The sequence below is a fragment of the Nitrosomonas sp. genome (assembly GCF_040240425.1).
Lineage (GTDB): Bacteria > Pseudomonadota > Gammaproteobacteria > Burkholderiales > Nitrosomonadaceae > Nitrosomonas.
This window is the reverse complement of record NZ_QPHG01000001.1, coordinates 109,167-135,385: the sequence shown is the minus strand read 5'-3', so window position 1 is coordinate 135,385 and position 26,219 is coordinate 109,167. Positions and strand designations below refer to the sequence as shown.

Annotated in this window: 23 protein-coding genes; 11 read left to right on the top strand and 12 right to left on the bottom strand. The window is 49.9% G+C overall.

Annotation, left to right across the window (positions count from 1 at the left end; translation table 11 throughout):
- Window positions 1-30: 30 nt before the first annotated feature.
- The 3 genes from DU481_RS00540 to DU481_RS00530 are packed head-to-tail and all read left to right on the top strand — an operon-like array spanning window position 31 to window position 2,536.
- Window positions 31-447, top strand: coding sequence for a response regulator (locus DU481_RS00540; RefSeq protein WP_258193116.1), 417 nt, complete (start codon window positions 31-33; stop codon window positions 445-447).
- A gap of 6 nt (window positions 448-453) precedes the next feature.
- A complete protein-coding gene (locus DU481_RS00535; RefSeq protein ID WP_350131291.1) occupies window positions 454-1,911 on the top strand; it encodes a hybrid sensor histidine kinase/response regulator in 1,458 nt (485 codons plus the stop codon).
- Window positions 1,904-2,536 carry a response regulator gene (locus DU481_RS00530; RefSeq protein WP_090321772.1) on the top strand — a complete coding sequence of 211 codons (633 nt, stop codon included), beginning with the start codon at window positions 1,904-1,906 and terminating at the stop codon, window positions 2,534-2,536. The genes DU481_RS00535 and DU481_RS00530 overlap by 8 nt, the downstream gene beginning before the upstream one ends.
- A 14-nt stretch (window positions 2,537-2,550) precedes the next feature.
- Here the strand turns inward: DU481_RS00530 and DU481_RS00525 are convergent, their stop codons facing one another.
- From DU481_RS00525 to DU481_RS00505, 5 genes are read right to left on the bottom strand one after another with little or no spacing between them, the layout of a single operon-like run.
- Window positions 2,551-3,186 carry an alpha/beta hydrolase gene (locus DU481_RS00525; RefSeq protein WP_350131289.1) on the bottom strand — a complete coding sequence of 212 codons (636 nt, stop codon included), beginning with the start codon at window positions 3,184-3,186 and terminating at the stop codon, window positions 2,551-2,553.
- A gap of 36 nt (window positions 3,187-3,222) precedes the next feature.
- The gene (locus DU481_RS00520) at window positions 3,223-3,531 is read right to left on the bottom strand and encodes a (2Fe-2S) ferredoxin domain-containing protein (RefSeq protein ID WP_090321767.1); all 309 of its coding nucleotides are present in this window, start codon (window positions 3,529-3,531) and stop codon (window positions 3,223-3,225) included.
- Between the two features lie 34 nt (window positions 3,532-3,565).
- Window positions 3,566-4,678 carry an ABC transporter substrate-binding protein gene (locus tag DU481_RS00515; protein ID WP_350131287.1) on the bottom strand — a complete coding sequence of 371 codons (1,113 nt, stop codon included), beginning with the start codon at window positions 4,676-4,678 and terminating at the stop codon, window positions 3,566-3,568.
- Between the two features lie 5 nt (window positions 4,679-4,683).
- A complete protein-coding gene (locus tag DU481_RS00510; RefSeq protein WP_350131285.1) occupies window positions 4,684-5,487 on the bottom strand; it encodes an ABC transporter permease in 804 nt (267 codons plus the stop codon).
- Between the two features lie 4 nt (window positions 5,488-5,491).
- Window positions 5,492-6,388 carry an ABC transporter permease gene (locus DU481_RS00505; RefSeq protein WP_350131283.1) on the bottom strand — a complete coding sequence of 299 codons (897 nt, stop codon included), beginning with the start codon at window positions 6,386-6,388 and terminating at the stop codon, window positions 5,492-5,494.
- Between the two features lie 224 nt (window positions 6,389-6,612).
- On the opposite strand from DU481_RS00505, the gene DU481_RS00500 reads away from it, so the two are divergent.
- A complete protein-coding gene (locus tag DU481_RS00500) occupies window positions 6,613-7,188 on the top strand; it encodes a class I SAM-dependent methyltransferase (RefSeq protein ID WP_350131281.1) in 576 nt (191 codons plus the stop codon).
- Window positions 7,189-7,239: 51 nt separating this feature from the next.
- On the opposite strand, the gene DU481_RS00495 is transcribed toward DU481_RS00500, so the two are convergent.
- The 7 genes from DU481_RS00495 to gatC all read right to left on the bottom strand — a co-directional run bounded on the left by DU481_RS00495 (window position 7,240) and on the right by gatC (window position 15,519).
- The gene (locus DU481_RS00495) at window positions 7,240-8,325 is read right to left on the bottom strand and encodes an ABC transporter ATP-binding protein (protein ID WP_350131279.1); all 1,086 of its coding nucleotides are present in this window, start codon (window positions 8,323-8,325) and stop codon (window positions 7,240-7,242) included.
- Window positions 8,326-8,478: 153 nt separating this feature from the next.
- Entirely contained in the window at window positions 8,479-9,468 is a 990-nt protein-coding gene (locus DU481_RS00490; protein WP_350131277.1) for a fatty acid desaturase family protein, read from the bottom strand.
- A 289-nt stretch (window positions 9,469-9,757) separates the two neighbouring features.
- Window positions 9,758-11,272, bottom strand: a complete 1,515-nt coding sequence (ubiB, locus tag DU481_RS00485; RefSeq protein ID WP_350131275.1) for a ubiquinone biosynthesis regulatory protein kinase UbiB — start codon at window positions 11,270-11,272, stop codon at window positions 9,758-9,760.
- Between the two features lie 143 nt (window positions 11,273-11,415).
- A complete protein-coding gene (locus DU481_RS00480; protein ID WP_350131273.1) occupies window positions 11,416-11,994 on the bottom strand; it encodes a ubiquinone biosynthesis accessory factor UbiJ in 579 nt (192 codons plus the stop codon).
- Window positions 11,995-12,198: 204 nt separating this feature from the next.
- A complete protein-coding gene (gatB, locus tag DU481_RS00475; protein ID WP_350131271.1) occupies window positions 12,199-13,638 on the bottom strand; it encodes an Asp-tRNA(Asn)/Glu-tRNA(Gln) amidotransferase subunit GatB in 1,440 nt (479 codons plus the stop codon).
- 46 nt (window positions 13,639-13,684) lie between these two features.
- Window positions 13,685-15,133 carry an Asp-tRNA(Asn)/Glu-tRNA(Gln) amidotransferase subunit GatA gene (gatA, locus tag DU481_RS00470; protein ID WP_350131269.1) on the bottom strand — a complete coding sequence of 483 codons (1,449 nt, stop codon included), beginning with the start codon at window positions 15,131-15,133 and terminating at the stop codon, window positions 13,685-13,687.
- 98 nt (window positions 15,134-15,231) lie between these two features.
- Window positions 15,232-15,519 (bottom strand): Asp-tRNA(Asn)/Glu-tRNA(Gln) amidotransferase subunit GatC, encoded by a 288-nt coding sequence (gene gatC, locus DU481_RS00465; protein WP_090317486.1) that lies wholly within the window; start codon window positions 15,517-15,519, stop codon window positions 15,232-15,234.
- 129 nt (window positions 15,520-15,648) lie between these two features.
- Here gatC and DU481_RS00460 point away from each other — a divergent pair, with 129 nt between their 5' ends.
- The 7 genes from DU481_RS00460 (at window position 15,649) to DU481_RS00430 (ending at window position 26,214) form a co-directional block, all read left to right on the top strand.
- The gene (locus DU481_RS00460; RefSeq protein ID WP_090317483.1) at window positions 15,649-16,707 is read left to right on the top strand and encodes a rod shape-determining protein; all 1,059 of its coding nucleotides are present in this window, start codon (window positions 15,649-15,651) and stop codon (window positions 16,705-16,707) included.
- Window positions 16,708-16,783: 76 nt separating this feature from the next.
- Window positions 16,784-17,674: a rod shape-determining protein MreC gene (gene mreC / locus DU481_RS00455; protein WP_350131267.1), complete on the top strand. Its 891-nt coding sequence runs from the start codon at window positions 16,784-16,786 to the stop codon at window positions 17,672-17,674.
- A 46-nt stretch (window positions 17,675-17,720) separates the two neighbouring features.
- Window positions 17,721-18,206 (top strand): rod shape-determining protein MreD, encoded by a 486-nt coding sequence (mreD, locus tag DU481_RS00450; protein WP_350131265.1) that lies wholly within the window; start codon window positions 17,721-17,723, stop codon window positions 18,204-18,206.
- Window positions 18,203-20,122, top strand: a complete 1,920-nt coding sequence (mrdA, locus tag DU481_RS00445; protein ID WP_350131263.1) for a penicillin-binding protein 2 — start codon at window positions 18,203-18,205, stop codon at window positions 20,120-20,122. Before mreD ends, mrdA begins: the two co-directional genes overlap by 4 nt.
- A gap of 55 nt (window positions 20,123-20,177) precedes the next feature.
- Window positions 20,178-21,278: a rod shape-determining protein RodA gene (gene rodA / locus DU481_RS00440; protein ID WP_090317469.1), complete on the top strand. Its 1,101-nt coding sequence runs from the start codon at window positions 20,178-20,180 to the stop codon at window positions 21,276-21,278.
- A gap of 38 nt (window positions 21,279-21,316) precedes the next feature.
- Window positions 21,317-22,246 carry a septal ring lytic transglycosylase RlpA family protein gene (locus DU481_RS00435; protein ID WP_350131261.1) on the top strand — a complete coding sequence of 310 codons (930 nt, stop codon included), beginning with the start codon at window positions 21,317-21,319 and terminating at the stop codon, window positions 22,244-22,246.
- A 641-nt stretch (window positions 22,247-22,887) separates the two neighbouring features.
- A complete protein-coding gene (locus DU481_RS00430; protein ID WP_350131259.1) occupies window positions 22,888-26,214 on the top strand; it encodes a sensor domain-containing protein in 3,327 nt (1,108 codons plus the stop codon).
- The last annotated feature ends 5 nt before the right edge of the window (window positions 26,215-26,219 follow it).

Below are 26,219 nucleotides of genomic sequence, written 5' to 3'. Positions count from 1 at the left end.
ATGCAACAGAAAAGAAATATTGATCCCAGAATGATCCTGATGATCGATGACAATCCGACCGATGTGTTATTGATCAAAGAGGCTTTTGCGTTCTGTGAAGGAAATTGTGAAGTGTATGTTGCTGAGGATGGTGTTTATGCACTGGAGTTTTTAAGGCGGCAAGGGGAATTTCTATCTGCGCCGCGCCCGGACATCATCCTGCTGGATTTAAATATGCCGAGAAAAAGCGGATTGGAAGTTTTAACCGAACTGAAATCAGATCCCGATTTCAAGAGAATTCCTGTCATCGTTTATACCTCTTCTGTGACGAAGGAAGATATCAACGCAGCGTACAACCATCATGCAAATAGCTATATCAGAAAATCGGTGGATTTTGACGATTGTATAAAAACTGCGCAATCAATCAAGGATTTCTGGTTTACTTCTTCAGTCTTGTCAGAGCCTTGATTAATCATGACTTCATCTAAAATTCATATTTTGCTGATTGAAGATAATGAAACGGACGCCATACTGGTGCAAAGTGATTTGCAGCTCGCGATGGGCGATCAGACTACCGTGGTTCATACCGAACGGTTAAGTTCCGCGCTCGAATTAATCCGCAAGCAGCCGTTTGATTTAATTCTGTCCGATCTGACATTGCCGGACAGTGATGGGATTACGACAATCAACCGGCTACGTGAGAGCGCCGCGAGTATTCCCATTGCAGTTTTGTCATTTAGGAATGATGAAAAACTGGCGATCAAAGCGATTAAAGCAGGCGCGCAGGATTATCTGGTAAAAGGAAGTCTGACCGAAGGGGTTCTGGCGCGTGTTATCCGGTATTCGATCGAGCGGAAGCGCCTGGAAGAGGGGAGCAGGAAAGCGCAAAAGCGGTTCCAGACAGTGTTTGAGAAAGCGCCGCTGGGAATTGCCTTAATCAACTTGCAGACGGGAAAATACTATGATGTCAATCCAAAGTATGCCTGTATCGCGGGTCGCAGCGTAGACCAGCTTCTCCACCTCAATCAATCGGATATTATTCACCCGGACGATGTGCTGTCTTACCGTAAGGAAATTGAGCTTTTCATTCACCATCAATCTCACGATAGCAAAATAGTCAAAAGAGTGTTGCGGCAGGATATGTCCATCATCTGGATCGAAATGTCCCTGGTGCCGTTTGAATCGATGGAGGGCCAGGAAATATGTTATTTATGCATGATTGAAGACATTACGGAACGCAAACGGATGATCGAGAATCTGCGGCATTTAACGACGCACTTGCAGGATGTCCGGGAAGAAGAAAGAACCCGGATCGGGCGGGAGATACACGATGTTCTGGGCGGTACGTTGACCGTTTTGAAAATGGATCTGGATTGGCTGTCAAAAAAAATCACGGCGGATCCCATGCATGAGCGGGTAAAGTCGCTGTATGCCTTGACCGGGGAGGCCATTGAGACCGCACGCCGGGTATCAGTCAATTTGCGGCCTAATGTACTGGATAATCTCGGGTTGTATGGCGCCATCGAATGGCTAGTGCGTGAGTTTGAACAGCGTACTAATATAAAGTGCTACTTGGAATCCGTCATATCGGCCATATCTTGTAATAACAAGAACTTTGAAACCAGTATTTTCAGGATAATTCAGGAAATATTTATCAATATCACCCGGCATTCGCGCGCCACGAGAGTGGATATCGAACTCATTGAAGATGATACGGATATTGTGATTACCATTAAAGATAATGGTGTTGGCATTACGGAATCACAACTGCTGAATCCCGAGTCATTTGGAATTATAGGCATGAAAGAGAGAACAGAACAGTTTGGCGGTACGCTGGAAATAGCCGGCACTCCCTCTCAGGGCAGTGTCGTAACACTCAAAATACCGCTGACCGTTGCGGTAACCAATGTCGGGGAATTAATCCATGATTAAAGTTCTGATTGCAGACGATCATGCTCTATTTCGTGATGGGCTTAAAAGGATATTTAATGAAACGGACGATATCGATGTCGTTGCGGAAGCCATAGACGGTAAGGATATTCTCAAGAAAACACGGGAATTCGACTGGGACATCGCGCTGCTGGATATTAACCTGCCCGATATCAACGGCCTGGATATTCTGAAGAGAATATTAACGACCAATGCTTCGTCATGTGTATTGGTGCTCAGTATGTATCCGGAAGAGGAATATGCAATCCGCGCGATCCGCTCGGGCGCTTCCGGGTATCTGACCAAAGACAGCCCGACCGATCAACTGATTACCGTGATTCGCCGCTTGGCCAAAGGCGGTAAATACGTCAATCCGGAATTAGCTGAAAAGTTGTTATTCAATCCGGTCATGGAATCGGACAAATTAACGCATACGACCTTCTCAGACCGGGAATTTCATGTTTTTAAACTGATTGTTGCTGGCGAATCGTTAACTGCCATCGCCAATAAACTGTCACTCAGTGTTAAAACCGTCAGCACGTACCGCTCGCGCATTCTGGAAAAGATGAATATGAAGAATAATGCGCAGCTGGTGCGGTACGCGATACAACACCGTCTGGTGGAATAAAATCCGCTGCCGTTTTAAAGCCGGTGAGAAAAGTAGTTGAGTATCAGTTGCTTGAGTATCGTCAGCTTGCCATGAAAGAAATGCCCGGCGCCGGGTATCATAACGACCGGTTGCGAAGCTGGTGTCGCCCAGTTCAACACCGCCTCCGGTAGCACGATATCGTCCTGATCGCCTTGAATGATTAATGCGCATTGTGTCGTTTCAGGCACTGGCGGTGCCTTCAAATTAACCACCGAGGGCGCGACCAGAATCAGAAACTTCGGTGCCAGACGCTCGGCAACGTGCAGTTGAATGGCTCCGCCAAATGAAAATCCCGCCAGCAGCAGCGGAATATCCGCAACTTGGTGACTGAATTGATCACGGATTGTCTGTGTGACTGCCAGCACATCGTCGATCTCACCGCTGCCATGATCGAACTGACCTTCGCTCAGGCCTACACCACGGAAATTGAATTTTGCGGTGATAAATTCGAGTTCCAGCAAGGTCGTGAATAGCGTATGCACGATTTTGTTATCCATGGTTCCGCCGTGCAGCGGGTGTGGATGCGCAATGACGGCGATCCCCTTGGGCATAGACTGAGGTTCGCCCAGAACGATCTCGAGTTTACCCGCAGGACCATCGATGAAAAACTTTTGAGTAACCGCAGACAAGTTGTTGACCTCAATAACGCAGCAAACTGATGGGTATCAAATTTTCAGGCGTTCGACGATGTTGCCTTTGATCAGATGTTCATCGATGATTTCATCGATATCGTCTTTATCGATATACGTGTACCACGTTTCTTCCGGATAGATGACGATCACCGGGCCTTCGTCACAACGATCCAGGCAACCGGCATTGTTGATGCGGATTTTTCTCTGCCCGCTCAGCTTCAGCGATTTAATGCGTTGCTTGGCATAATCGCGCAGTTCCTGCGCACCAAAATTGTTGCAGCATTTGGCATCGCCCTCGCGCTGATTGGTACAGAAAAAAACATGGTGCTGATAATAACTCATGAGTGTTCCCAAAAAAATTGAAATAGACGTCAGTTTAACGCAATTTTATTTCCGTCCACATGCGGCTGAGCACCCGGCGTTGTTTGTGATCCAAATCCGTGATCATCTCCAGTCGCGATAACGTATCCTCGTCCGGAAATATTAATTTATTGTGCACTAATTCCGGCTTGATGAATGCCTTGGCATCACGGTTTGGATTGCCAGATCCGATCAGGTTGGTCAGCTCGGCGGAATTTCTGCCATCGAGCATGAAATTAATAAATTGATGTGCTAAGTCAGTATGTTTTCCGCTTTTATGTAGCACCATGCTATCCAGCGACATGACCGCACCTTGCTTGGGAATGGCATAATCGATTGTGAAATGCCGTCCGGTTTTTTGCGCATCCATAGCCGCCTGAAATAAATCGTTCGAATAACCATGTACCACCCACAAATCGCCGATGGCAATCTCGCGGATGTAACTGGTGTTACTGAATGCAGCCCAGTAAGGTTTGGCGCGGATGATCAGTTCCTTGGCTTGATTCCAATGCGCCTCATCTTGATCGTTCGCGGCGTAACCCAAGTATAACAATGCCGCCGCCATCAACTCGCGCGGACTGTCCAGCACGGTAACGCGTCCCTTAATTTTCTGCAGGTATTCCGGTTCGAAGATAAGCGCCCAGGTATCGGCCGGTAAATCCAGTTCGCGCATTTTGCTGGTATTGAATCCCAGTAATGTCAGCGTGTAAGCATACGGGACGGAATAGCGATTGTCCGGGTCGAAGCGTGTTTTCAGATAAGCGGGATGAATATTCTTCAGATTCGGCAGCAATGTTTTATCCAGCGGAGTCAGAACGCCTTGGCGTATCAGGGTATCCAGGGCGTTGCCGGTCGGTACGATCAAATCATAGCCGGTTGCGCCCGCGGCGAGTTTGGCGAGCATTTCCTCATTGTCGGAAAAATAATCTTGTTCGACGTGGCAATCGCATTGCGCTTCAAAGCGTTCAATCGTTTCCGGCGCGATATAATTGTTCCAGTTGAATAGTTGCAGTACGCGGGCAGCCGCTTGATCGTGCACGGCATCGTCTTGTTGCGGCGTGCATCCGGCCGCCAGAACGAAGAATAATGCCAAACTCAAGCGAACCCAGCGCGGCAACGAATCAATCATGACGATTAGGATTTACCCAGCATGCTGTTATCGAATCGCGTGGCGATGATAATCAGCGTTAAAGTCAGCAGCATCAACAAAGTGGAGACGGCGTTCACTTCCGGCGTGACCGCCACTTTGATCATCGTATAGATTTGAATCGGCAGAATCGGTTCTCCGGCACCCTTGGTGAAGAACGTAATGACAAAGTCATCGATCGACAGCGTAAATGACATCAAAGCGCCCGCGATGATGGCCGGTCTGATCAACGGCAGGGTGATTTGCCGGAAAGTCTGCCATGGTGTTGCGCCCAGGTCCCGGGCTGCTTCAAAAATGGATTCATCCATTCCCTGCAAGCGTGCGCGTACGATAATCGCGACAAATCCAATGCAAAAAGTCGTATGGGCGATGATGATGGAGAGCATGCCCAGCGTCAGGTTGAGTACCTGTAGAAAGAACAACAGCAATGAAACGCCCAGCAGGATTTCCGGCATGGCGACTGGCGTGAATGCCAGAACCGGTAATACTTTGAGCTTGTAGCGATGAATCGCCAAACCGGCCATGGTTCCCAGCAAGGTGGCGAGAACGCTGGCGCTGACCGCGATGAACAATGAATTGCGCGCGGCCAGCAGCATTTCATGATTGTGCAATAACGCTTTGTACCAGTGGAATGTAAACCCTACCCATTCGGCATTGAGTTTCGAATCGTTGAATGAAAATACGACCACAATGATCAGCGGAATGTACAAAAAGGCATACACCAGAATCGATACGACCCACAGGGCGGTCAGGCGGTGCGATGGGGATTGATTTGCACGAAAATTGGACATGGCTTTATGTAATTCGGGTGACCGGCTTGGCAAGCCAGGAAAATAATCCGGCGATGCCCAGTACCGCCAGCGTCAGCATGATGGAAAGCGTCGAACCGAACGGCCAATCGCGCGTGCCGAGGAATTGATCCTTGATCAAGTTGCCGATCATGATGTCGCCGGTTCCACCCAGAATGTCGGGAATGGCGAACATGCCGAGAACGGGAATGAAAACCAGCGCCGATCCGGAAAATATGCCGGGCAGCGACTGCGGCCAAGTGACGTACCGGAAGCGCTGCCAGCGGTTCGCACCGAGATCCTGCGCGGCATCCAGCAGAATAGGGTCGTGTTTTTCCAGATTGGTGTAGAGCGGCAGAATCATGAACGGCAAGTGCACGTAAATCATTCCAATCAAGACTGCGAACGGAGAAAACAGCAGGGTGACCGGCGCCATACCGAAAACCGCCAATACGCTGTTGATCATGTGACTGAGTGCAGATTCCGGGCCGAGGATGATCATCCAGGCATAAATGCGGATCAGAAAATTACTGGCGAACGGCAGCACCACCAGCATGATCATCAGATTACGGAATTTTTTCCCGCTACGGGCGATCAATAACGCCAGCGGATACGCCATGGCGATGCAAATGACCGTGGTGAGGGCGGCCACCGTAAATGATTTGAGGAATATCTCGAAGTAGATGAAATCGCTGAAGAAAAATCGATACGTTTCAATCGTCAGACCGGAGTCTTCACCCGTATTCCCCGGCAGAATATGAACCGGCGCCAGCCCGCCGAATTCGCCCGGCAGGCGGAATGAAGTAAAGATCATGATCAAGCTCGGCGCGGCAAAGAATATCAGCAAGAAAGCGAGCGGTGGGGCGCTGATGAGCCATTTTACGAGACGGCTGGATGTTTGCATGCTTTTAATTTGGCTATGGATCCAGTGGAATGAAACTTGAAGTTCCGTGCGGTTATTTTACACCAGGGTCATGAAAGAGATTTTTAATTGATACAGGTCGATTCGATGTGCAGCGCCTTGGTCAGTACATTTTTTGGTATAAAACGCATTTATTTTTCCCCTATACTTAGACCCCATGAAAACTTATCAATTAATTGACGTCAATCCCATCAAAAGAAGAGAAAATGCCATTTAGCTATAGTAATCAGCTCAGCACTATCATTGGTTTCGCTGAGCAGCAGAATCCGGAATCAATTCTCGATATTGGCATTGGAATGGGGCAGTATGGATTTTTGCTGCGTACCAATTTGGAAAATGTAAATCTTTTTGAAATTGATGGCTCAAATGCACGCCAACGCAGTAGGGATCAATGGAAGGTTAGGATCGACGGGATTGAAGGTTTTGCAGGCTATATTACTCCGGTGCACGAATATTCATACACCAATTTGTTCATCGGCGAGGCGCTGAAATTGCTACCGGCACTGGGAGATAAAATTTACGACTTAGTGCTTGCGATAGATATTCTGGAGCATTTTGATAAAGAGCAGGGTGTCATTTTTCTAAGAGAATGTCAGCGCGTATGCAAGGGTTCTGTCCTGGTCAGCACACCTAAGGAATTTATTGAACAAGAAGTCCCGGCAAATCCCTTGGAGGATCATCGATCGCATTGGACTGAGGAGGATTTGAAGCTTTGTGGTTTCGATCATTTTTTACCGAATCCATTGAGCCTTATTGCGATCGCAAACAATAAGAGCGAATAGGATCGCGGCAGATGCGGTCTGACCTGCACAGAATCATGCCGGGGGGGTGGGCTAATCGGGCAAAAACTGCGCGGATTGCTCTTGCCAGCTCACCACGACAGGATCGCCAATGTCAAAAAGCTTAGCATGACCCGGCACGGAATTGGGAAGCAATGCTTCGATTAACGTGTTGTTGGAAAGGGCGATGATATACGTCGTGACATCGCCGATATATAGAAAATCCTTTATTTTCCCGAGTAATTGCGACTCAACCGCGATATCCGGTGATTGCGCAACGATCCGGATTTGTTCCGGACGCACGGCGAAAACGCCTTGATCGCCCGCTTTGACATGACCGCTGACCGGCACTGTGACTTCTCCCAGCCCTGTGACGGTTAATTTTAAATGCGCAGCGGAAACTTCCAGCACCCGGGCGCTCAGCAGATTGATTTTGCCGATGAAATCGGCCACGAAACGATTGGCCGGGAAATTGTAGATCCGGGATGGTTCGTCGATCTGTTCAATTCTGCCTTGATTCATCACGGCAATGCGGTGCGACAACGCCAAGGCTTCGTTCTGCGCGTGCGTGATGTAAATGAACGTGACACCGGCTTCGGCTTGCAGTTTGATGAGCTCGCGTTGCATATTCTCGCGCAGCTTTTCGTCCAGCGCGCCCAGTGGTTCGTCGAGCAATAATAAGCGCGGCTGATTGATGAGTCCCCGGGCAAACGCCACGCGTTGTTTTTGCCCGCCGGATAATTCATGCGGGAAGCGATCGGCGAATGGCGTCAACTCGACTTCCGTCAAGGTCTCGGCAACCCGGGTTTTAATTTCCGCTGGTGTTTTACCTGCCATCTTGAGTGGGAATCCGATATTGCTGGCGACTGTCATATGCGGGAATAACGCGTAGCTTTGGAAAACCGTATGAAACGGACGTTGCTCCGGCGGTAGACCGGCGAGGTCTTTTCCATCCAGCAAAATTTGCCCGCCGTCGGGCGCGTCGAAACCGGCGATCATGCGTAACAATGTCGTTTTGCCGCAACCGGATGGGCCCAGCAGTGTAAAGAATTCACCGGCTTCGATGGCGATGCTGACGTTATCGACGGCAGTGAAATTGCCAAACCGCTTGGTCACATTGCGGATTTCGAGCAGCGCCATTATGTTTCCCGGTGAGAAAACTGACACTTTATCAAAGTTTATTGATGTACTGAATGTATAAAATCAATGTTGATCGTGCTGGTTCAATTTATGGAGAAGGCACCAAACCAGCAAACATGTGGTGGTTTTCCTGATTACCCGGATTAGGAATAATTAAACCGATTCGTCATTTATGGATGTGCCATTGGAAGCAGAGGGTGCATCAGGGCCTGCTGTTGCGGCGTTCCGTTTTCCGTTACGCACGATATTCCGCTTGAGACTTTCCGGCCCATTGATCATGGCATCAAAGAAAACCGCGCAGTAGCTTTTATCGACAATGGCATTTTGGCGGTTAATCTCCGGCAGCATTAATACATGGAGTTTTTGAAGATTGTACCAAGGTACCGCTGGGTATACGTGATGTCCGATGTGATAATTAATATTGTTCCAGAACCATGAATTCATCGGATTGCTGATAATGGTGCGCGTACCGGCAAGCTGACCGGCATTCCAGGGGGTTCCATAGTGCTCCGCCACAAAACGGATGCTATTGAAAAACCCAAAGAAAACGAGCGGCCAGAACCACAGTGCAAAAACCTCAGCTGCAATTCCCTGACTACTGGCCCATTCAAAAATACTGACGGTAACCACCGCATGCAGTGCTATTTCACTCCAGTGCGCGAGTGCTTTTGCGCCCCGTAATTTTTGGATGGGAAAAATAATAACGAACTGGGCGGCTGTCAGCACTACGCCAATGACAGCATAGGCATAAAAGAGGATGTGATCACCAATTCCTCGCTTGCCCATCGTGAATGCATCCGGATCTTTGGCGGAACGGTTAAAACGATGATGAAGAAGGTGATCTTCTTTGAAAGCAGTGAATGAAATGACCAGCGGTATCATGGTAAACACACCGAATGCCCAGTTCTTCCACTTGGCTTTAAACAGCACGCTGTGTGTGCAATCATGCATAAAAGTCACGATGCCCATCTGCATGTAACCCATCGCTAGATAGCAGAGCCAAACGATGGCCCAATGCGGGGCATGCCAGGCGATGATACCAAGCCCTATCCATATGCCGTAAAACAGAGGAATTTTTAGGTTGGGTTGCCAACGATGCTGATAGAGTGCTTTCAGCTCGGCTTTATCAATAGAATTTGCCATAGCGATAGCAGGGACTGTAACACAGTAATGATCCGGAAACCCCGTGTCCGGAAAATAAACTTACAAAGCCAGATTCCGCTATGTAATTGGTTTAATGATTATGGCGAACGGAAAGAGAGCAGGACTGCGGGTCGATACAGGGGAAAAGCGTGTGTATCTTAAGGCTGTGGTCAGACTCCGGTGTCTGGAATTTCCGGATGTGCTATAAATTTTTTGCTTTCGTAATAGAGTATGGGGCAGGTTACGAATTGAGACGATATCGTTGGACTTGGATTAATGGCGTTTGAGATTATTGGAATATTTGCCAAGCCAGCAATCCGGCTAACAGAATTGCGATGAGCACCAACAGGCGGTTCTGGCGTTTCTCTTCAATGACCAGATCGGTCATTCTTTTTTCCAGTTCGTGATTGCGGTTCTCGGACAGCATCTGATGGACCAGGCGGGGAAATTCCGGCAGGATGACAGCCCAGTTGGGGGCTTCTTTTTGTACCCGGCTGGCAAATCCGCGCAAGCCGATTTGTTCCGACATCCAGTTTTCCAAGAAGGGTTTCGCTGTTTTCCACAGATCCAGATTGGGATCCAGGTCGCGTCCCAGGCCTTCGATATTGAGCAGGGTTTTTTGCAGCAATACCAATTGCGGCTGGATTTCGACATTGAATTGCCGCGATGCCTGGAATAATTGCAGCAGAACCCGTCCGAACGAAATTTCTTTCAGCGGTTTGTCGAAAATCGGTTCGCAGACAGCCCGGACGGCGGATTCGAAATCGTCTACCCGGGTATCTTTAGGCGCCCATCCGGCCTCGACGTGCGCTTGCGCAACGCGCGCATAATCGCGGCGGAAAAAGGCCAGGAAATTTTGTGCCAGATAATTTTTGTCTTCATCGCTGAGCGTTCCCATAATGCCGAAATCGACCGCAATGTAGCGGCCATCCTTGCCGACAAAGATATTTCCCGGGTGCATATCGGCATGGAAATAACCATCGCGGAATACCTGGGTGAAGAATATTTCCACACCAACCCGCGCCAGTTGCGGGATATCGGTGCCTTGCGCGATTAATTCGTCGACATGGCTGATCGGAATGCCTTTGACGCGCTCCATCACCATGACGCTGTTGCGGCAGTAATCCCAGTACACCTCGGGAACCAGCAGCAATGGCGAATCGAGAAAGTTGCGGCGTAACTGGCTGCAATTGGCCGCTTCGCGCATTAAATCCAGTTCGTCGTCCAGATGCCGGGCGAACTCTGAAACAACTTGGCGTAATTTCAGACGCTTGCCATCGGACCATAACGCTTCAGCCAGCCAGGCGCCGGTGTCCATCAACGCAATGTCATGGGCAATGACTTCTGCGAGATTGGGGCGCAATATTTTAACAGCGACTTCGGTGCCGTCATGCAACACCGCCAGATGAACTTGCGCGACCGATGCGCTGGCGATGGGTGTCGAATCAAACTTGAAAAAAACTTCTTCAACCTTTTGCCCGTATTCTTTTTCCAAGATGGTAAATACCAGGTCAGAAGCAAAAGGCGGCACCTGATCCTGCAGCTTGGCCAATTGATCGGCGATATCCTGTGGCAATATATCGCGTCGGGTCGACAGCATTTGGCCAAATTTTACAAAAATCGGGCCTAAAGTTGCCAAAGCCAGACGCAACCTTTCTCCGCGTGGTTTATCCAGATTCCGCCAGAATGTTAATGTCTTGACAATGACGCGCAGGAACCTTAACCGGCTATGGCTCAGGACAAATTCGTCCAATCCGAACTGGAACGCGACGTATTGAATTTTTAAGAGGCGGAATAGGCGCATGTATGATGAGAAAGCGGTGGTGAGAGAAGCCTGGCGGAGCCGTTAAAGCAACGCCAAAATTTTGTTATTCATGTCTGATAAGTATTCCGTTTACTGCGAGAGAAAGCATATAGGCGCATTTGATTCTTAATTGTTCAGATGTTTTACCGGGTAAGCCGGTTTAATCGTTGTTCCAATTGCTCGGCATCGAATCGCAAGTTTTGCACTTCTTGTGCGAAGTGTTCGATACCCGCAGGTTTTGTCAGAAAACCGCTTTCCTCGGTCCAATATTCAGTCAGCGCCTGCGACAAGCGGTCAACATTGTCAACCGGCCACCGTATGAGATGCTCGCTTGCTTGGGCAACACGATGCGCGGGAATATCACCGATCGTTTTGCTCAGATCCTGCTCAAGAATGACACGAAGATCAATTTGTTTACCAATAGCGATCAATTCATCCGCTAGCGATTGATCACCGGTGATGGCGATCGCATCGAATGCAACGGCTTCCCGTGTTAGCAGCCTGGACACAATCAACGGTGAAAAAGTAAGCGTCGTGTCCGCGCACATCGCATTGCTGGCTTGTTGCATTTCTCCTGCCGCATCAATAAGCACACTGAAGCTAACCAAGGGCGGCACCCGGATACCGATCGTTTTGCCGGTAAAAGTTTGCAATCGCTCACATGCCCACCGCTCACTGCGTAAAACATGATTGATAGACGTGGTTACAACGGATGTCAGCATTATATTTAACGTTAGAAGATTGTAATAAGCGGAATAAAAGAAAAAGCCCCGTTTATTTAATTCAGCGTTTGATGCCACTGGCGCGGCGGATATTTCTTCCGCCCTTACAACAGGCTCTCGAGTATAGCACTATAACCGCTTTCCATTATACCGGTCTGCATGTCTTCTCGTAGCGCCTGAAAAAGCTTGATTTTAGATTATGCTTTAGCTGTCCAGCTTTTTCTTCAAGATGGCGTTGACTTGCGCGGGGTTGGCCTTGCCTTGGGTGGCTTTCATGATCTGGCCGACCAGCGAGTTGAAGGCTTTTTCCTTGCCGGCGCGATAGTCGGCGACTTGCTGTGCGTTGGCGGCGAGGACTTGGTCGACGATTTTTTCGATGGCGCTGTCGTCGGAAATTTGCTTCAAGCCTTTGGCGGCAATGATGGCATCGACATTCTTGTCCAATTCGCCGTTCCATAGGCTCTCGAACACTGTTTTAGCGGCTTTGCCGGAAATCGTGCCGTCGCCGATGCGCGTCAGCAGCGCGGCGAGCTGGGATGGATTGACCGGGCAGGCGCTGATGTCGATGCCTTCCTTGTTCAATTGCCCGTTGATGTCGCCCATGATCCAGTTGGCGCACAGTTTGGCTTGCGCGGGCAATTGTTTGACGGCGGCTTCAAAGTAATCCGCGGTTTCGCGCGAAGCGGTCAGCACCGCGGCATCGTAAGCGGACAGCCCGAATTCGGCGACATAACGGTCGCGGCGCGCTTGTGGCAATTCCGGCAAGGCGGATTTGACTTGCTCGATCCAGCTCGCGGAGATCTCCACGGGCAACAAATCCGGGTCGGGGAAGTAGCGGTAGTCGTTGGCGTCTTCCTTGGTGCGCATGGTGCGGGTTTCGTCTTTGTTGGCGTCGTACAGCCGGGTTTCCTGGCGGATCGCTCCACCGTCTTCGAGGATTTCGATCTGCCGCCGGGCTTCGTAGTCGATGGCTTTTTCCAGGAAGCGGAACGAGTTCAGATTCTTGATTTCGCAGCGTGTACCGAGTTTTTCCGTGCCGCGCGGACGCACCGAAACGTTTGCATCGCAGCGGAACGAGCCTTCCTGCATGTTGCCGTCGCAGATGCCGATCCAGCGTACCAGCGCGTGCAGTGTCTTGGCGTACGCCACCGCTTCCGCGCTGCTACGCATGTCCGGTTCGGAGACGATTTCCAGCAGCGGTGTACCGGCGCGGTTCAAATCGATGCCGCTCATACCGTGAAAATCCTCGTGCAACGATTTGCCGGCGTCTTCTTCCAGATGCGCGCGTGTCAGATGGATGGTTTTTTCAGCGCCGTCGATTTGAATCGCGATGGTGCCGCCTTGAACCACCGGCAATTCGTATTGGCTGATTTGATAGCCCTTCGGCAAATCGGGATAGAAATAATTCTTGCGCGCAAAAATGGACGGCGAATTGATTTTCGCGCCGACCGACAAGCCAAATTTGATCGCCCGTTCGACCGCGCCTTTGTTCAGCACCGGCAGCACGCCGGGCAGCGCGAGATCGATCACGCACGCTTGCGTGTTGGGCGGTGCGCCATAGGCGGTGGAAGCGCCCGAAAAGATTTTGGAGTGCGTTGAAAGTTGCGCATGAACTTCAAGACCGATGACAATTTCCCACTGCATAATGAATTTTCCAGCTAAATATTTATTTCACAAATGAAGGTTAATTTTAAACCGGCGATTGGTTATGCCAATCCGTAGCCAATTGGTATTGGTGCGCAATGTTGAGCATTTGCGCTTCCTTGAAGTAATTGCCAATGATGTGCAAACCGATGGGACGGTTTTTGTCGCCAAAACCAACCGGAATCGACATGGCCGGCATGCCGGTCAGATTGGCCGCGCTGGTGTAGATATCCGACAAATACATCTGGATCGGATCGCCGCTTTTTTCGCCCAGATTGAACGCGACCGTCGGTGTAGTCGGCCCCATGATGATGTCGCATTGCTGGTAAGCGTCGGCAAAATCCTGCGCGATCAGGCGGCGCAGCTTTTGCGCTTTGATGTAATAGGCATCGTAATAACCATGCGATAGCACATAGGTGCCGATCAGAATGCGCCGTTTCACTTCGGGGCCGAAACCTTGCGCGCGCGATTTGCGGTACATATCGGCCAGATCGCTGTACGATTCGGCGCGATGACCGTAGCGCACACCGTCAAAACGGGATAAGTTGCTCGATGCCTCGGCGGGCGCCAGCACGTAATAAACCGGGATCGCCAGCGGCGCGTTCGGCAATGAAATCTCGACCGTTTGCGCGCCCAGTTTACGGTATTCATCCAGTGCTTTCTCGATTGCGCTGGCAACATCGTTGCTCATGCCCGCAGCGAAATATTCCTTCGGCAGCCCAATGCGCAAGCCCGCTAACGGTTTTTGCAGATCGCGCGCATAGTCTTCGGCTTCGCGTTGCAGACTGGTGGAATCGCGCGCATCGAACCCGACCATGACATTCAGCAGCAGCGCTAAATCTTCCGCCGATTTGGCCATCGGGCCGCCTTGATCGAGGCTGGAAGCAAACGCGATCATGCCGTAGCGCGACACCAGTCCATAGGTCGGTTTGATTCCCGAGATGCCGCACAAGGCGGCGGGCTGGCGGATTGAGCCGCCGGTGTCCGTGCCGGTGGCTGCGCACGCCAATCTGGCGGCCACCGCGCAGGCTGCGCCGCCCGAGCTGCCGCCGGGTACCGCGGCGTGATCCCAGGGGTTTTTCACCGGGCCGTAATAGGACGTTTCATTGCTCGACCCCATGGCGAATTCGTCCATGTTGGTCTTGCCGATATTCACCGCACCGGCTTGGTTGAAGCGCTCGATAACTCCGGCGTCGTAGGGTGAGACGAAATTCGACAGCATTTTTGAACCGCACGTGGTCAGCCAGCCTTTGGCGCAAAAGATGTCTTTCTGCGCGATCGGGATGCCGGTGAGCGGACCGGCTTGTCCTGCGGCGATCATTTGGTCCGCTGCCCGTGCTTGCGCCAGGCTCAGTTCTTCATTGACGGTGATGAAAGCATTGTATTCCGGGTTGAGTTGCTTGATGCGTTGCAGGAATTCGCTGGTCAGTTCAGTGCTGGAAATTTTCTTTCCGGCGAGCTGAATCGAGAGCTGTTTAAGGCTGGCGTTAAACATGGATTTACTGATGAGAGAAAAATAAAATGTTGCGTATAATGGCGGTTTTCTAAATTTTATTGCTTTCTTTGATTCAATTCGCTACTGCTGTTCCTGGTTTATTCAATAACCTGTGGAACGAGATAGAGTCCCGCTTCGACTTGCGGTGCTATTGATTGATATAATTCGCGTTGGTCGGTTTCAGTAACTTCATCTTCACGCAGACGCTGCACGACACTTTGCGCATGAGACATGGGTTCCACTGTCGATGTATCAACTGCTTGCATGGATTCAATCAAATTGAAAATACCGGATAATTGAGTCAAAGTTTCTTTGGCCTCATTGTCGTCAATTTCGATATACGCCAGATCAGCAATGCGTTTTACGTCGCTAACAGATAAAGTCATTTTAATCGGTAACCTTATATTCAAATAACTATTAGAGTATCATGCCCCGTTTTAACCGGCGTATTATTTTTTGATGGTTTTATTTATTATTCGCTCTCATCATAATTATTAATAACGGATTCTGCCACTATGTTTAATTTCTTGAACAACAATATCCTTGGAAGCTATTTCTCGACAGATATGGCGATTGATTTGGGCACGGCGAATACGCTGATTTATGTCCACGGCCAAGGTATCGTGCTGGACGAACCCTCTGTAGTCGCAATCCGTGAAGAAAGCGGGGCCAACGGCAAAAAAATGATCCAGCAAGTGGGTCTCGCCGCCAAGCAAATGCTGGGCCGCACACCGGGAAACATTACCGCGATCCGCCCGATGAAGGATGGAGTGATTGCCGACTTTACCGTGACCGAGCAGATGCTCAAGATGTTTATCCGCCGGGTGAATCCGCCGCGCCTGCTTTCCGCCAATCCACGTATTGTCATTTGCGTTCCGTACGGTTCCACGCAAGTGGAACGCCGTGCCATTCGTGAAGCGGCGTATGGCGCAGGCGCACGCAAGGTGGAGTTGATCGAGGAGCCGATGGCGGCGGCGCTGGGTGCGGATATGCCGGTTGAATCACCCACCGGTTCGATGGTGGTTGATATTGGCGGTGGCACCACGGAAGTTGGCGTGATCTCACTGGGCGGCATTGTTTATTCCAATTCGGTGCGGGTGGGTGGGGACAAGTTTGACGAAGCGATCATTAATTACATCCGCCGTAACTATGGCATGCTGATCGGCGAGGTGACCGCAGAAATCATTAAAAAGGAAATCGGTTCGGCTTTTCCCGGTTCGGAAGTGCGCGAAATTGAAGTGAAAGGCCGCAACTTGGCGGAAGGCATACCGCGCAGTTTCACCATTTCCAGTAACGAAATTCTGGAAGCGCTGGCGGAACCGTTGAACAGCATCGTCAGCGCGGTTAAATCGGCACTGGAACATACGCCGCCGGAATTGGGTTCGGATATTGCCGACAAAGGCATGGTGATGACCGGTGGCGGCGCGTTGTTGCGCGATATTGACCGGTTATTGATGGAGGAAACCGGATTGTCCGTTATTGTCGCCGATGATCCGCTGACCTGCGTGGTGCGCGGCGCCGGTATCGCGCTGGAGAATATGGATCGGTCCATCGGCATTTTTGCCCGTGATTAATCAATTGGCAGGTTAATTATTTTTATCTCTTTACTTATTGGTTGAAAAATAAAACGATATTTGAATACGGGGCGTAATGGAAACAGTTCCTCAGTTTTTCAGACATGGCCCTGGCCCGTTCACACGGCTGTTTGTATTCATCTTGCTGTCCTGTTTGCTCATCGCTGAAGATACGCGTCTCAAGTATTTCCCGCAATTCCGCCAGACCATCGGGGTGATCATCTTTCCATTGCAGAAAATCGCTTATATTCCCGCCAACATTTACGACCAAATCGGCGAATTCATCGCCAGTTTCTATTTACTGGAAGAAAATGAAAAGCTCAGGCGGATCTATCTCGACAATCGTGAACAACTGCTGAAATTGCATGCCTTGGAAGTCGAGAATGTGCAATTGCGTAAACTGCTGGGCGCGGTGCAGCAGATTGAAACAGCCACTAAAACCAAAGCAGTCCTGGCGGAAATTCTGTCCACGCCGCGCGACCCGTTCAGTCATAAAATTACTTTGAATAAAGGCAGTCAGCATCATATCCAGTTGGGTCAAGCGGTGATTGATGATCAAGGCATCGTCGGGCAGATTACGCAGTTGTATCCTTGGTCATCGGAAGTCACGCTGTTGACCGATAAGGATCACTCGGTGCCGGTACAAGTGGTGCGCAATAGTTTACGTTCGGTGGTATCCGGTACCGGTAAAAACGATGAATTGGAGTTGCGTTATTTATCCGTGAACACGGATATTCAGCAAGGCGATCTGCTGGTTACCTCCGGTATCGGCGGGGTTTATCCTCCCGGTATTCCTGTCGCGGCGGTGTTAAGAATCGAGCGCGACCCGACCGGTGATTTCGCGCAGATTATCAGCACACCCGTTGCCGGTGTGGACCGGAACCGGCAAGTTTTGGTTCTGGCTCTGGTGCAACCCGAATCCAACGAATCTCAAGAGATACCTGCAATTGAACCCGGGAAAAATTAAAGAGGGTCATGTCAACAAGGACCATTACATCAGACAGGATGTATTCGTGCCTGCCAGTAATTGGTTTGTCGCTGCCAGTTTGATTGCTGCGTTGATTCTGAATTTCTTGCCGCTACAGGGCGAATTTCTGTTGTTACGCCCGGATTTTTTAGCGATTACGATCGCCTATTGGAATATTAATTATCCGCACAAAATGGGAATGAGCATTGCCTTCGGCCTAGGATTGATGATGGATGTCGGCAACGCCGGCATATTGGGGCAGCACGCCTTGGCTTATTGTATCGTGGTCTATCTCACCCTGGTTTTTGGCCGCCGATTGCGGCTATTTACTCCGGTAAAACAAGCGCCGCAGATTGGTTTGGTGCTGCTGATGATGCAATGGGCCATTGTTTTGGTTGCACTATCGACGGACTCTTTATTGCCGGATTGGCAATATTATTTAGCTACGGTTGCGGGCGCACTACTCTGGGTGCCTGTTTCTTATCTGTTTACGCTGCTGCTGCGGCAAAAACCAGATCCTGATGCATTATGAAGCAACATGTTGAACTGAGAAATCATCCGGCCGAATTACATAAATTCCGTCTTCGCCTCAGTATCAGCGCGGGTTTTGTATTGATTCTGTTTTTGATTTTGTATGTGCGTTTCTATTATTTACAGGTTACGCAACAGGAACACTATCAGACGCTGGCGGAAGCGAACCGGATTTCCATTTCGCCGCTGGTGCCCAATCGCGGTCTGATTTATGACCGTAGCGGCAGGATACTGGCGCAAAATTATTCCGCCTACACGTTGGAAGTCGTGCCCAGTCAGATCGAGGATCTTGAAGTGACGTTGAATGAATTGGCCGACATTATCGAGATCACCCCGACCGATCGCCAGCGTTTCAAAAAATTGCTGAAGGAAAGTAAGCGCTTTAAAAGCCTGCCAGTTCGAAGCCGTTTGACTGATGAGGAAATCGCCACTTTTGCGGTTAACCGTTACCGTTTTCCGGGGGTTGAAATTAAGGCGCGCGTGCTGCGGCAATACCCGGAGAAGGAGATTGTGTCGCATATCATCGGCTATATCAGCCGCATCAACGATCAGGATCTCGATCAACTGGAACGCGATGGTGAGCTCCATAATTATCGCGGTTCTCAGCACATCGGTAAAATCGGTATTGAACAGAGCTATGAAAAACAATTACATGGCATCACCGGTTTTGAAGAAGTCGAGACCGATGCGGCAGGCCGCTCCATTCGCGTATTGTCACGCACGCCGCCGCTTTCCGGCAGTAATCTGATTTTATCGCTGGATCTCGGGTTACAGGAAGCTGCGGAAAAAGCATTTGGCGACCGCCGCGGCGCGCTGGTTGCATTGGATCCGAATAACGGAGAAGTGCTGGCGTTTGTCAGCAAGCCGGGCTACGACAACAATCTTTTTATCGGCGGTATCGATCAGGAAAACTGGAGTCTGCTCAACAAATCGATTGATAGACCGCTCAACAACCGGGCGCTGCGCGGTGTGTATCCGCCCGGTTCGACATTCAAGCCATTCATGGCGCTGGCAGCACTTGAGCTGGGAAAACGCACGCCGGAATACAGCATGAGCGATCCCGGTTTCTTTTCCCTGCCGGGCGTTGATCGCCGTTACCGCGACTGGAAACCGGGTGGGCATGGCCGGGTCGATTTGCATAAATCGCTGGTTGTTTCATGCGACACCTATTACTACAGTCTCGCCAACGATCTCGGCATCGACAATATCCATAGCTTTATCGGTCAATTCGGTTTGGGAAAAAGAACCGGGATTGATATCGAAGGCGAAGTGGCCGGATTGCTGCCTTCATCCGCCTGGAAGATGAGCCAATATAAACAGAAGTGGTACGCTGGCGATACCATCTCCGTATCCATCGGTCAGGGCTATAATCTGGCTACGCCGCTCCAGCTGGCATTTGCCACCATGGTCATTGCGAATAACGGCAAGGCGTATGCGCCACGTCTGGTGAAACAGATTCAGAACAGCCAGACCGGGGAAGTTGAAGATATCCCGGCGAAGCTGCTGTACAGCCTGAATCTCAAACCGAAGAATCTGGAAATCGTCAAGAACGCGCTGGTGGATGTTACCCGTCCCGGCGGTACCGCGGCAAAAGCCGGTGCCAATGCGGCGTATACGTTCGCCGGTAAAACCGGCACTTCGCAAGTGATCGCCATCAAGCAAGGGGAGCGCTACAATGAAAAAGCGATCAACGAGCGGCATCGCGATCATGCAATGTTTATCGCCTATGCACCGGCCGAGAATCCCAAGATTGCGCTGGCGGTGCTGGTGGAAAATACCGGAACCGGTGGTTCTACCGCAGCGCCGATAGCCCGGCAAGTATTCGATTATTTTCTATTGGGAAAACCGTCCGAAGCGGCGATTGCGCAATTGGCCGAACCTGCCGCGGATCATGATCATCATCATGAACATTTATAGGTAATACAAACCGGCAGGCGATTACGGATGATGCATCCGTCACTATACTGAAAGCATGGACGACATTAAAAAAATCTGGCATTTTTTGACACGCTATATCGATAGTTTGTTGTTGATCGGGCTGCTGACATTGATGGCTGTCGGATTGATCGTGCTCTACAGCGCCACCGGGGCGAATATGACTAGGGTCAGCAATCAAGTGATCAACATGCTGATCGCGCTAGTGATCATGTGGCTGGTTGCGAATATTCCGTTGCAGCAGATTATGCGGCTGGCTTTGCCCATGTATATCCTGGGGCTGGTTTTACTGGTCGGCGTGGCTTTATTCGGTGAAATCAACAATGGCGCCAGACGCTGGTTGAATATCGGCGTGACACGCATCCAGCCGTCCGAGTTGATGAAAATCGCCATACCGCTGATGATGGCCTGGTATTTCGACAAGCATGAGATTACGTTGCGTCTGAAGGACTATATCGGTGCGACGGTGCTGCTATTGTTGCCGGTATTGCTGATTCTGCGCCAGCCTGATCTCGGCACCGCCATTCTGATTGCCTCGAGCGGTTTTTACGTGCTGTTTCTGGCGGGGTTGTCGTGGCGCATCATTGCCGGATTATTGGTGGCGGTGGCGGGCAGTTTGCCGGTATTCTGGACAATCATGCATGATTATCAACGGCGGCGCATCATCATGCTGCTTGATCCTTCACAGGATCCGCTCGGTGCGGGGTATCACACCATTCAATCGTCCATCGCCATCGGTTCCGGCGGGATTGTAGGCAAAGGGTGGCAGAACGGCACGCAGACGCAGCTGGATTTTTTGCCGGAGCAGAGCACTGATTTTATCTTTGCTGTTTTTTCCGAAGAGTTCGGTTTGATGGGGAATACAGTATTGCTGCTGCTGTATTTATTGGTGATCGGGCGGTGCCTGGTGATTACCGCCAATGCCTCGACACAGTTTACGCGATTGATTGCCGGTTCAATTACACTGACTTTCTGTACATATATCTTCGTTAACATGGGTATGGTTAGTGGTATCCTTCCGATCGTCGGTGTTCCGCTGCCGTTGATCAGCTATGGCGGCACGTCGATGGTGACAATGTTGCTTGGTTTTGGTATTTTGATGAGTATTCAGACACATCCTAAACTTGTAAAGACATGACAAACCTGTATTCAAGATTTCACAAAGCGCATCACTACTTGTCCGCAAGAACTGCGCCGAGCGCTGGAATGGCCTCGGTGATGGTGTTAGCGTTATTGACCGCTTGCAGCACTACGCCGCAATATCAGGGTACTGCCGCATCGAAGCAAAAGAACAAATGGGTTGCGTCCATACCGGATAGCGGCAAGAGTTCTGATCCAGCCGCCAGAAAAGGCGGAGGATATTATCTGGATGATGGCCCGGAGGATAACCCGCCGGATGACCTGCATCTGGTTCCGGATGCCGTGCCCAGGGCTGAACCGTTGCGGCAGGCCAATATGCAGCCCTATGTCGCATTGGGAAAAAACTTCAAACCAATGACGGAACTGAAGTCATATAAAAAACGCGGAATCGCTTCCTGGTATGGCCGACGTTATCATGGCAATAATACCGCCTCGGGCGAAGTCTACGACATGTATGCCATGACCGCGGCTCACCCTACCTTGCCACTGCCCAGTTATGCCCGAGTGACCAATCTGGATAATGGCAAATCCGTGATCGTGCGTTTGAATGATCGCGGGCCGTTTTTGTCTGACCGTTTGATCGATTTGTCGTATACCGCAGCCTATAAATTGGGTATTTTGGCGGGCGGCAGCGGCCACGTTGAAGTCGAAAGCATCGTGCCGGAAGGTTCGGCCGCATTGGCCAGCGCCAGACCATCCGCATCGTTGCCTGCAACCGATAGCGATGCGGTGATGAATATGGTTTACCTGCAATTGGGCGCATTCGGCTCATCCGATAACGCGCATAATTTTCTCACGCAAGTCCGGCAGAAGCTTCCATCGCTCAAAGATGCCGTCAGTATTACAAAAAATAACGGCTTATATAAAATTCACGCCGGTCCTTATCCCGATCAAACGGTTGCGAAGCTGGCAGCCAACACCATCAGCCAGCAAATGGCCATAACACCCGTATTGGTGACCGACTAAACCGGGGCAAAAAAAATCCCTATTGCAAGCAATAGGGATTAAAGGGCCTCGTCATAAAATCATTCATCGCACAAGCTACGGTCGAATGTAAAAACATCTTCCTCAGTAAAAGTATCACGACAATTTTTACATTCCGGCTTCGATATTTCTATCGATATTGCGATAACTGATTTTAAGTTTAATACCTACTGAGTACCTTTGAAGATGAAAACAGAGAGGAAATATACCCTTATATTCAAATTATGCTTGTGACTTTTGTCACATACGGGTGTAACCTCAATGCGCAGATTCATTAACCTATTAATTTGAAAGTATTTGTATCTGAATATTTGTACGCCGGATGATTGACTGTTAAATACGCTTATCGCGGTGTATTTTCAGCGTTGGCCAGCTTTACGTAACGCTGATGCCGTGTCGCTGCCATGGTCATTTCAGCTTTAATACCGGTCACCGGTTTTTGCGGCGAATGATAGTAGCCGTTAATTCAACCCATTTCTATAGGATATATTCCCTATTTTTTAATAGTTGCATATACGCTATACTTCGCAGGCATCTGTATTTTAGAGAGAAATTTTATCTCTCGATATCGAAGATTGAGCAACAGCACGACCCCGAATTTTTTCTTATTGTAAGTTCATTGCATGAATAGTGATGGTTTTGTTCCGCAGGATCCTTTAGATTGCGATGCCGCAATTCCCGCTTCGATTGTTCTGAGCGAACAACAATTGAGAGAATTGTTCGATGATACAAAAGATTTAATTCAGAGCGTTGCACCGGATGGCCGTCTTCTTTTTGTCAATCGCGCCTGGCGCGAAGCGCTTGGTTATACAGACGGCGAAGTGGCGACGTTGACTATCTTCAATGTCGTTCATCCCAGTCACCATATGCAGTGTCAGGAATTCATTCGGCGGATCATGGCGGGAGAAAATGCCGGATTAATCGAGGTCCCTTTTCAGACTAAAGATGGGCAAACCATCATGGTCGAAGGCAATGTCAGCCTGTACGCTCCAGATGGCCAGCCGGTTGCGACGCGCGGCATTTTCCGGAATATTACCGGGCGTAAAGCGGTCGAAGCGGAAAGCCTGGCACTGAAGCAAAATCTCGAACACACCGTAATTCAGCGGACTGCCGAGCTGCAAGCCAGTGAAAAGCGTTTCCGCAATTTGGTCGCCAGCATACCGGGCGCAGTGTATGAATTCTGTGTCGATGCCGCCGGATGCCGATCACTTCCCTTCATGAGTGAAGGGATAGAAAACTTAATTGGACGCACTTCGGCTGAATGCATGGCGGATGTTGAAATTTTGTTTCAAATGATACCCAGCCATGCTGTACCGGCTTTGGAAAAATCCATCCAGGATTCCATGGAAAAGCTGACCCTCTGGTTTTATGAGTTTCCCGTGCAAACGCCCAAGGGGATGAAATGGCTGCGTGGCTATTCGATACCGCAGCGGGAAGCCGATGGCAATACACGCTGGCACGGTGTATTAGTTGATGCGACCCTGCAGAAGCAAATGGAGACTGCATTACGAGAAAATGAGCAGCTTTTCCGCAGTTTGACCGAAGCTGCATCAGTCGGCATCTATCGCACGGATGCAGCGGGTAACTATTTATACGTGAATGAACGCTGGTGCCATATGACTGGCTTGGATGCTATTGCAGCGGCAGGTCATGGATGGGTTGCAGCCATTCATCCGGAGGACCGGGAAAGAGTCATCGCGGAATGGAATGAAATAGTGCAGTGGCAACAGCCGTTTATGTGCGAGTATCGTTCTCAAACTAAAGAACAGACAACGTCCTGGATTCTGGGACAGGCACAGGCAGAACGTGATCAGAATGGTACTGTGCAGGGGTTTGTCGGCACGATCACCGACATTAGTGACCTGAAAATGAAGGAAGCCGAACTGGCGGAATCGCGCAATTTGCTGAAAACGATCGTCGATACGGTTCCGGCGCGGATTTTCTGGAAGGACAAGCAGTCGTGTTACCTCGGTTGCAATCCTATTTTTGCGCGAGATGCCGGGATGACATCGCCGCAGGAAATTATCGGTAAAGTTGATTACGATCTGAGCTGGACAAAGGATCAAGCCGACCACTATCGTAATGACGACAAGCGGGTGATTAGTTCGGGAACATCCATGCTGTATTACGAAGAAGCCTTGAATAATGCCGCCGGTGAAACGCTTTGGATAGAGACTTCCAAGGTGCCGCTGCTCAGTACCCGGAAAGAAATCATCGGTGTGCTCGGAATTTATCAGGATATTTCCAAGCAAAAACAGGCGAGCGACTCGATGCGTCTTGCGGCCGCGATTTATCAGTCGAGCAATGAAGCCATTATGGTCATGGATGAGAACAACCGGATTATTCAGGTTAATCCGGCCTTTACCCGCATGACCGGGTACGAGATAGCGGATGTTCTGGGTAAAGATCCGGTTATGTTTCGCTCAAACCGGCATGATGCAGCGTTTTATCAGGAAATGAAGCGCAAGCTTCTGGATGAGGGTCACTGGCAGGGAGAAATCTGGGATCTGCGCAAGGATGGCTCGATTTATGCCAAGTGGCTCAATATCAGTGTGATCCGTCATCTATCCGGGGATGTTCATTATTATGTTTCGCAGTTTTCCGATATCACCGAAAAAAAGAAAAAAGACGAAATCATTCTGTTTCAAGCGAATTACGATCCACTAACTGGACTGCCCAACCGCAATTTGTTTAAAGAATTATTGGATCAGGAAATCAAGAAGTCGCAGCGCAGCAAATCACCGTTGTCCTTATTACTGATGGACTTGGATCATTTCAAGGATATCAACGATACGCTGGGGCATGACAAAGGGGATGAGCTGCTGAGAGAAGTCGCTTTGCGCATTAAATCCTGTGCCAGCAAAACCGATATCGTTGCCCGTTTGGGCGGGGACGAATTTGCGATTATTTTATCGAAGTGTGGCGATAATAAAGCAGCTGCAGCGATCGCGCAGCAGATTACACAGAAACTGAACAAACCATTTAAACTCCGGCATAACCGGGCTGATCATTACATCTCCACCAGTATCGGTATCGTTTTTTATCCGCAAGACGGCGCTGACAGGAAAAGCCTGATGAAGCATGCGGACCAGGCGATGTATGCGGCGAAACTGGAAGGGCGTAATCGTTTTTGCTACTTCACCCCTTCCATGCAACAAGCGGCACATGAAAAAATGCTGTTGATGCAAGACTTGCGGCAGGCCATCGTCAAGAACGAATTGCGTGTTTATTATCAGCCGATCTTGGAATTGTCCAGCGAACGCATTGTCAAGGCCGAAGCGTTGCTGCGCTGGAATCATTCGAAACGCGGCATGATCAGCCCCACCATCTTCATTCCGCTGGCGGAGGAGAGCGGCTTAATCCTGGAAATCGGCGAAATGGTATTCCGGGAATCGATCGATCTGATCGATCAATGGCGGAAGAGACTGGGTTATATCATACAAATCAGTGTGAATATTTCGCCGATCCAGTTCAAACACATGAATGATTACCGCTGGCTCGACAGTCTGATCCAGCTGGGATTGCCCGGCGATTGCATCAATGTGGAAATTACCGAAGGTTTGTTGTTAAAGGATTCTGCCGTGGTGCAACAGAATCTGCTGGAGCTTCGCAATAATGGCATTGAAGTTTCCATCGATGATTTCGGCACCGGGTTTTCCTCGCTGTCTTATCTGAAAAAATTCGATATCGACTTTCTTAAAATCGACTACTCCTTCGTACATCAGTTAATGGGCAATGCCACCGATCGCGCGCTGGTAGAAGCTATCATTGTCATGGCGCATAAACTGGATATCAAGACCATCGCGGAAGGCGTTGAAACCGAAGCGCAGCAGGATCTGCTGACGCATTTCGGTTGCGATTATGTACAAGGCTTTCTTTATTCGGTCCCGGTTCCCCAGCAAGAATTTGAGCAATTATTAATCGACCAGGAAAACCGGAATACAGCGTAAGTTCG

What these genes read in the sequence shown, in the direction of transcription:
- DU481_RS00500 (WP_350131281.1), top strand. Translation starts at nt 6,613, where the DNA reads ATGCCATTTAGCTATAGTAATCAGCTCAGCACTATCATTGGTTTCGCT.
- mreC (WP_350131267.1), top strand. Translation starts at nt 16,784, where the DNA reads ATGGAAACAGTTCCTCAGTTTTTCAGACATGGCCCTGGCCCGTTCACA.
- rodA (WP_090317469.1), top strand. Translation starts at nt 20,178, where the DNA reads ATGGACGACATTAAAAAAATCTGGCATTTTTTGACACGCTATATCGAT.
- DU481_RS00460 (WP_090317483.1), top strand. Translation starts at nt 15,649, where the DNA reads ATGTTTAATTTCTTGAACAACAATATCCTTGGAAGCTATTTCTCGACA.
- gatB (WP_350131271.1), bottom strand. Translation starts at nt 13,638, where the DNA reads ATGCAGTGGGAAATTGTCATCGGTCTTGAAGTTCATGCGCAACTTTCA.
- mrdA (WP_350131263.1), top strand. Translation starts at nt 18,203, where the DNA reads ATGAAGCAACATGTTGAACTGAGAAATCATCCGGCCGAATTACATAAA.
- gatC (WP_090317486.1), bottom strand. Translation starts at nt 15,519, where the DNA reads ATGACTTTATCTGTTAGCGACGTAAAACGCATTGCTGATCTGGCGTAT.
- gatA (WP_350131269.1), bottom strand. Translation starts at nt 15,133, where the DNA reads ATGTTTAACGCCAGCCTTAAACAGCTCTCGATTCAGCTCGCCGGAAAG.
- DU481_RS00530 (WP_090321772.1), top strand. Translation starts at nt 1,904, where the DNA reads ATGATTAAAGTTCTGATTGCAGACGATCATGCTCTATTTCGTGATGGG.
- DU481_RS00520 (WP_090321767.1), bottom strand. Translation starts at nt 3,531, where the DNA reads ATGAGTTATTATCAGCACCATGTTTTTTTCTGTACCAATCAGCGCGAG.
- DU481_RS00480 (WP_350131273.1), bottom strand. Translation starts at nt 11,994, where the DNA reads ATGCTGACATCCGTTGTAACCACGTCTATCAATCATGTTTTACGCAGT.
- DU481_RS00510 (WP_350131285.1), bottom strand. Translation starts at nt 5,487, where the DNA reads ATGTCCAATTTTCGTGCAAATCAATCCCCATCGCACCGCCTGACCGCC.
- DU481_RS00535 (WP_350131291.1), top strand. Translation starts at nt 454, where the DNA reads ATGACTTCATCTAAAATTCATATTTTGCTGATTGAAGATAATGAAACG.
- DU481_RS00495 (WP_350131279.1), bottom strand. Translation starts at nt 8,325, where the DNA reads ATGGCGCTGCTCGAAATCCGCAATGTGACCAAGCGGTTTGGCAATTTC.
- DU481_RS00430 (WP_350131259.1), top strand. Translation starts at nt 22,888, where the DNA reads ATGAATAGTGATGGTTTTGTTCCGCAGGATCCTTTAGATTGCGATGCC.
- DU481_RS00505 (WP_350131283.1), bottom strand. Translation starts at nt 6,388, where the DNA reads ATGCAAACATCCAGCCGTCTCGTAAAATGGCTCATCAGCGCCCCACCG.
- ubiB (WP_350131275.1), bottom strand. Translation starts at nt 11,272, where the DNA reads ATGCGCCTATTCCGCCTCTTAAAAATTCAATACGTCGCGTTCCAGTTC.
- DU481_RS00490 (WP_350131277.1), bottom strand. Translation starts at nt 9,468, where the DNA reads ATGGCAAATTCTATTGATAAAGCCGAGCTGAAAGCACTCTATCAGCAT.
- DU481_RS00540 (WP_258193116.1), top strand. Translation starts at nt 31, where the DNA reads ATGATCCTGATGATCGATGACAATCCGACCGATGTGTTATTGATCAAA.
- DU481_RS00515 (WP_350131287.1), bottom strand. Translation starts at nt 4,678, where the DNA reads ATGATTGATTCGTTGCCGCGCTGGGTTCGCTTGAGTTTGGCATTATTC.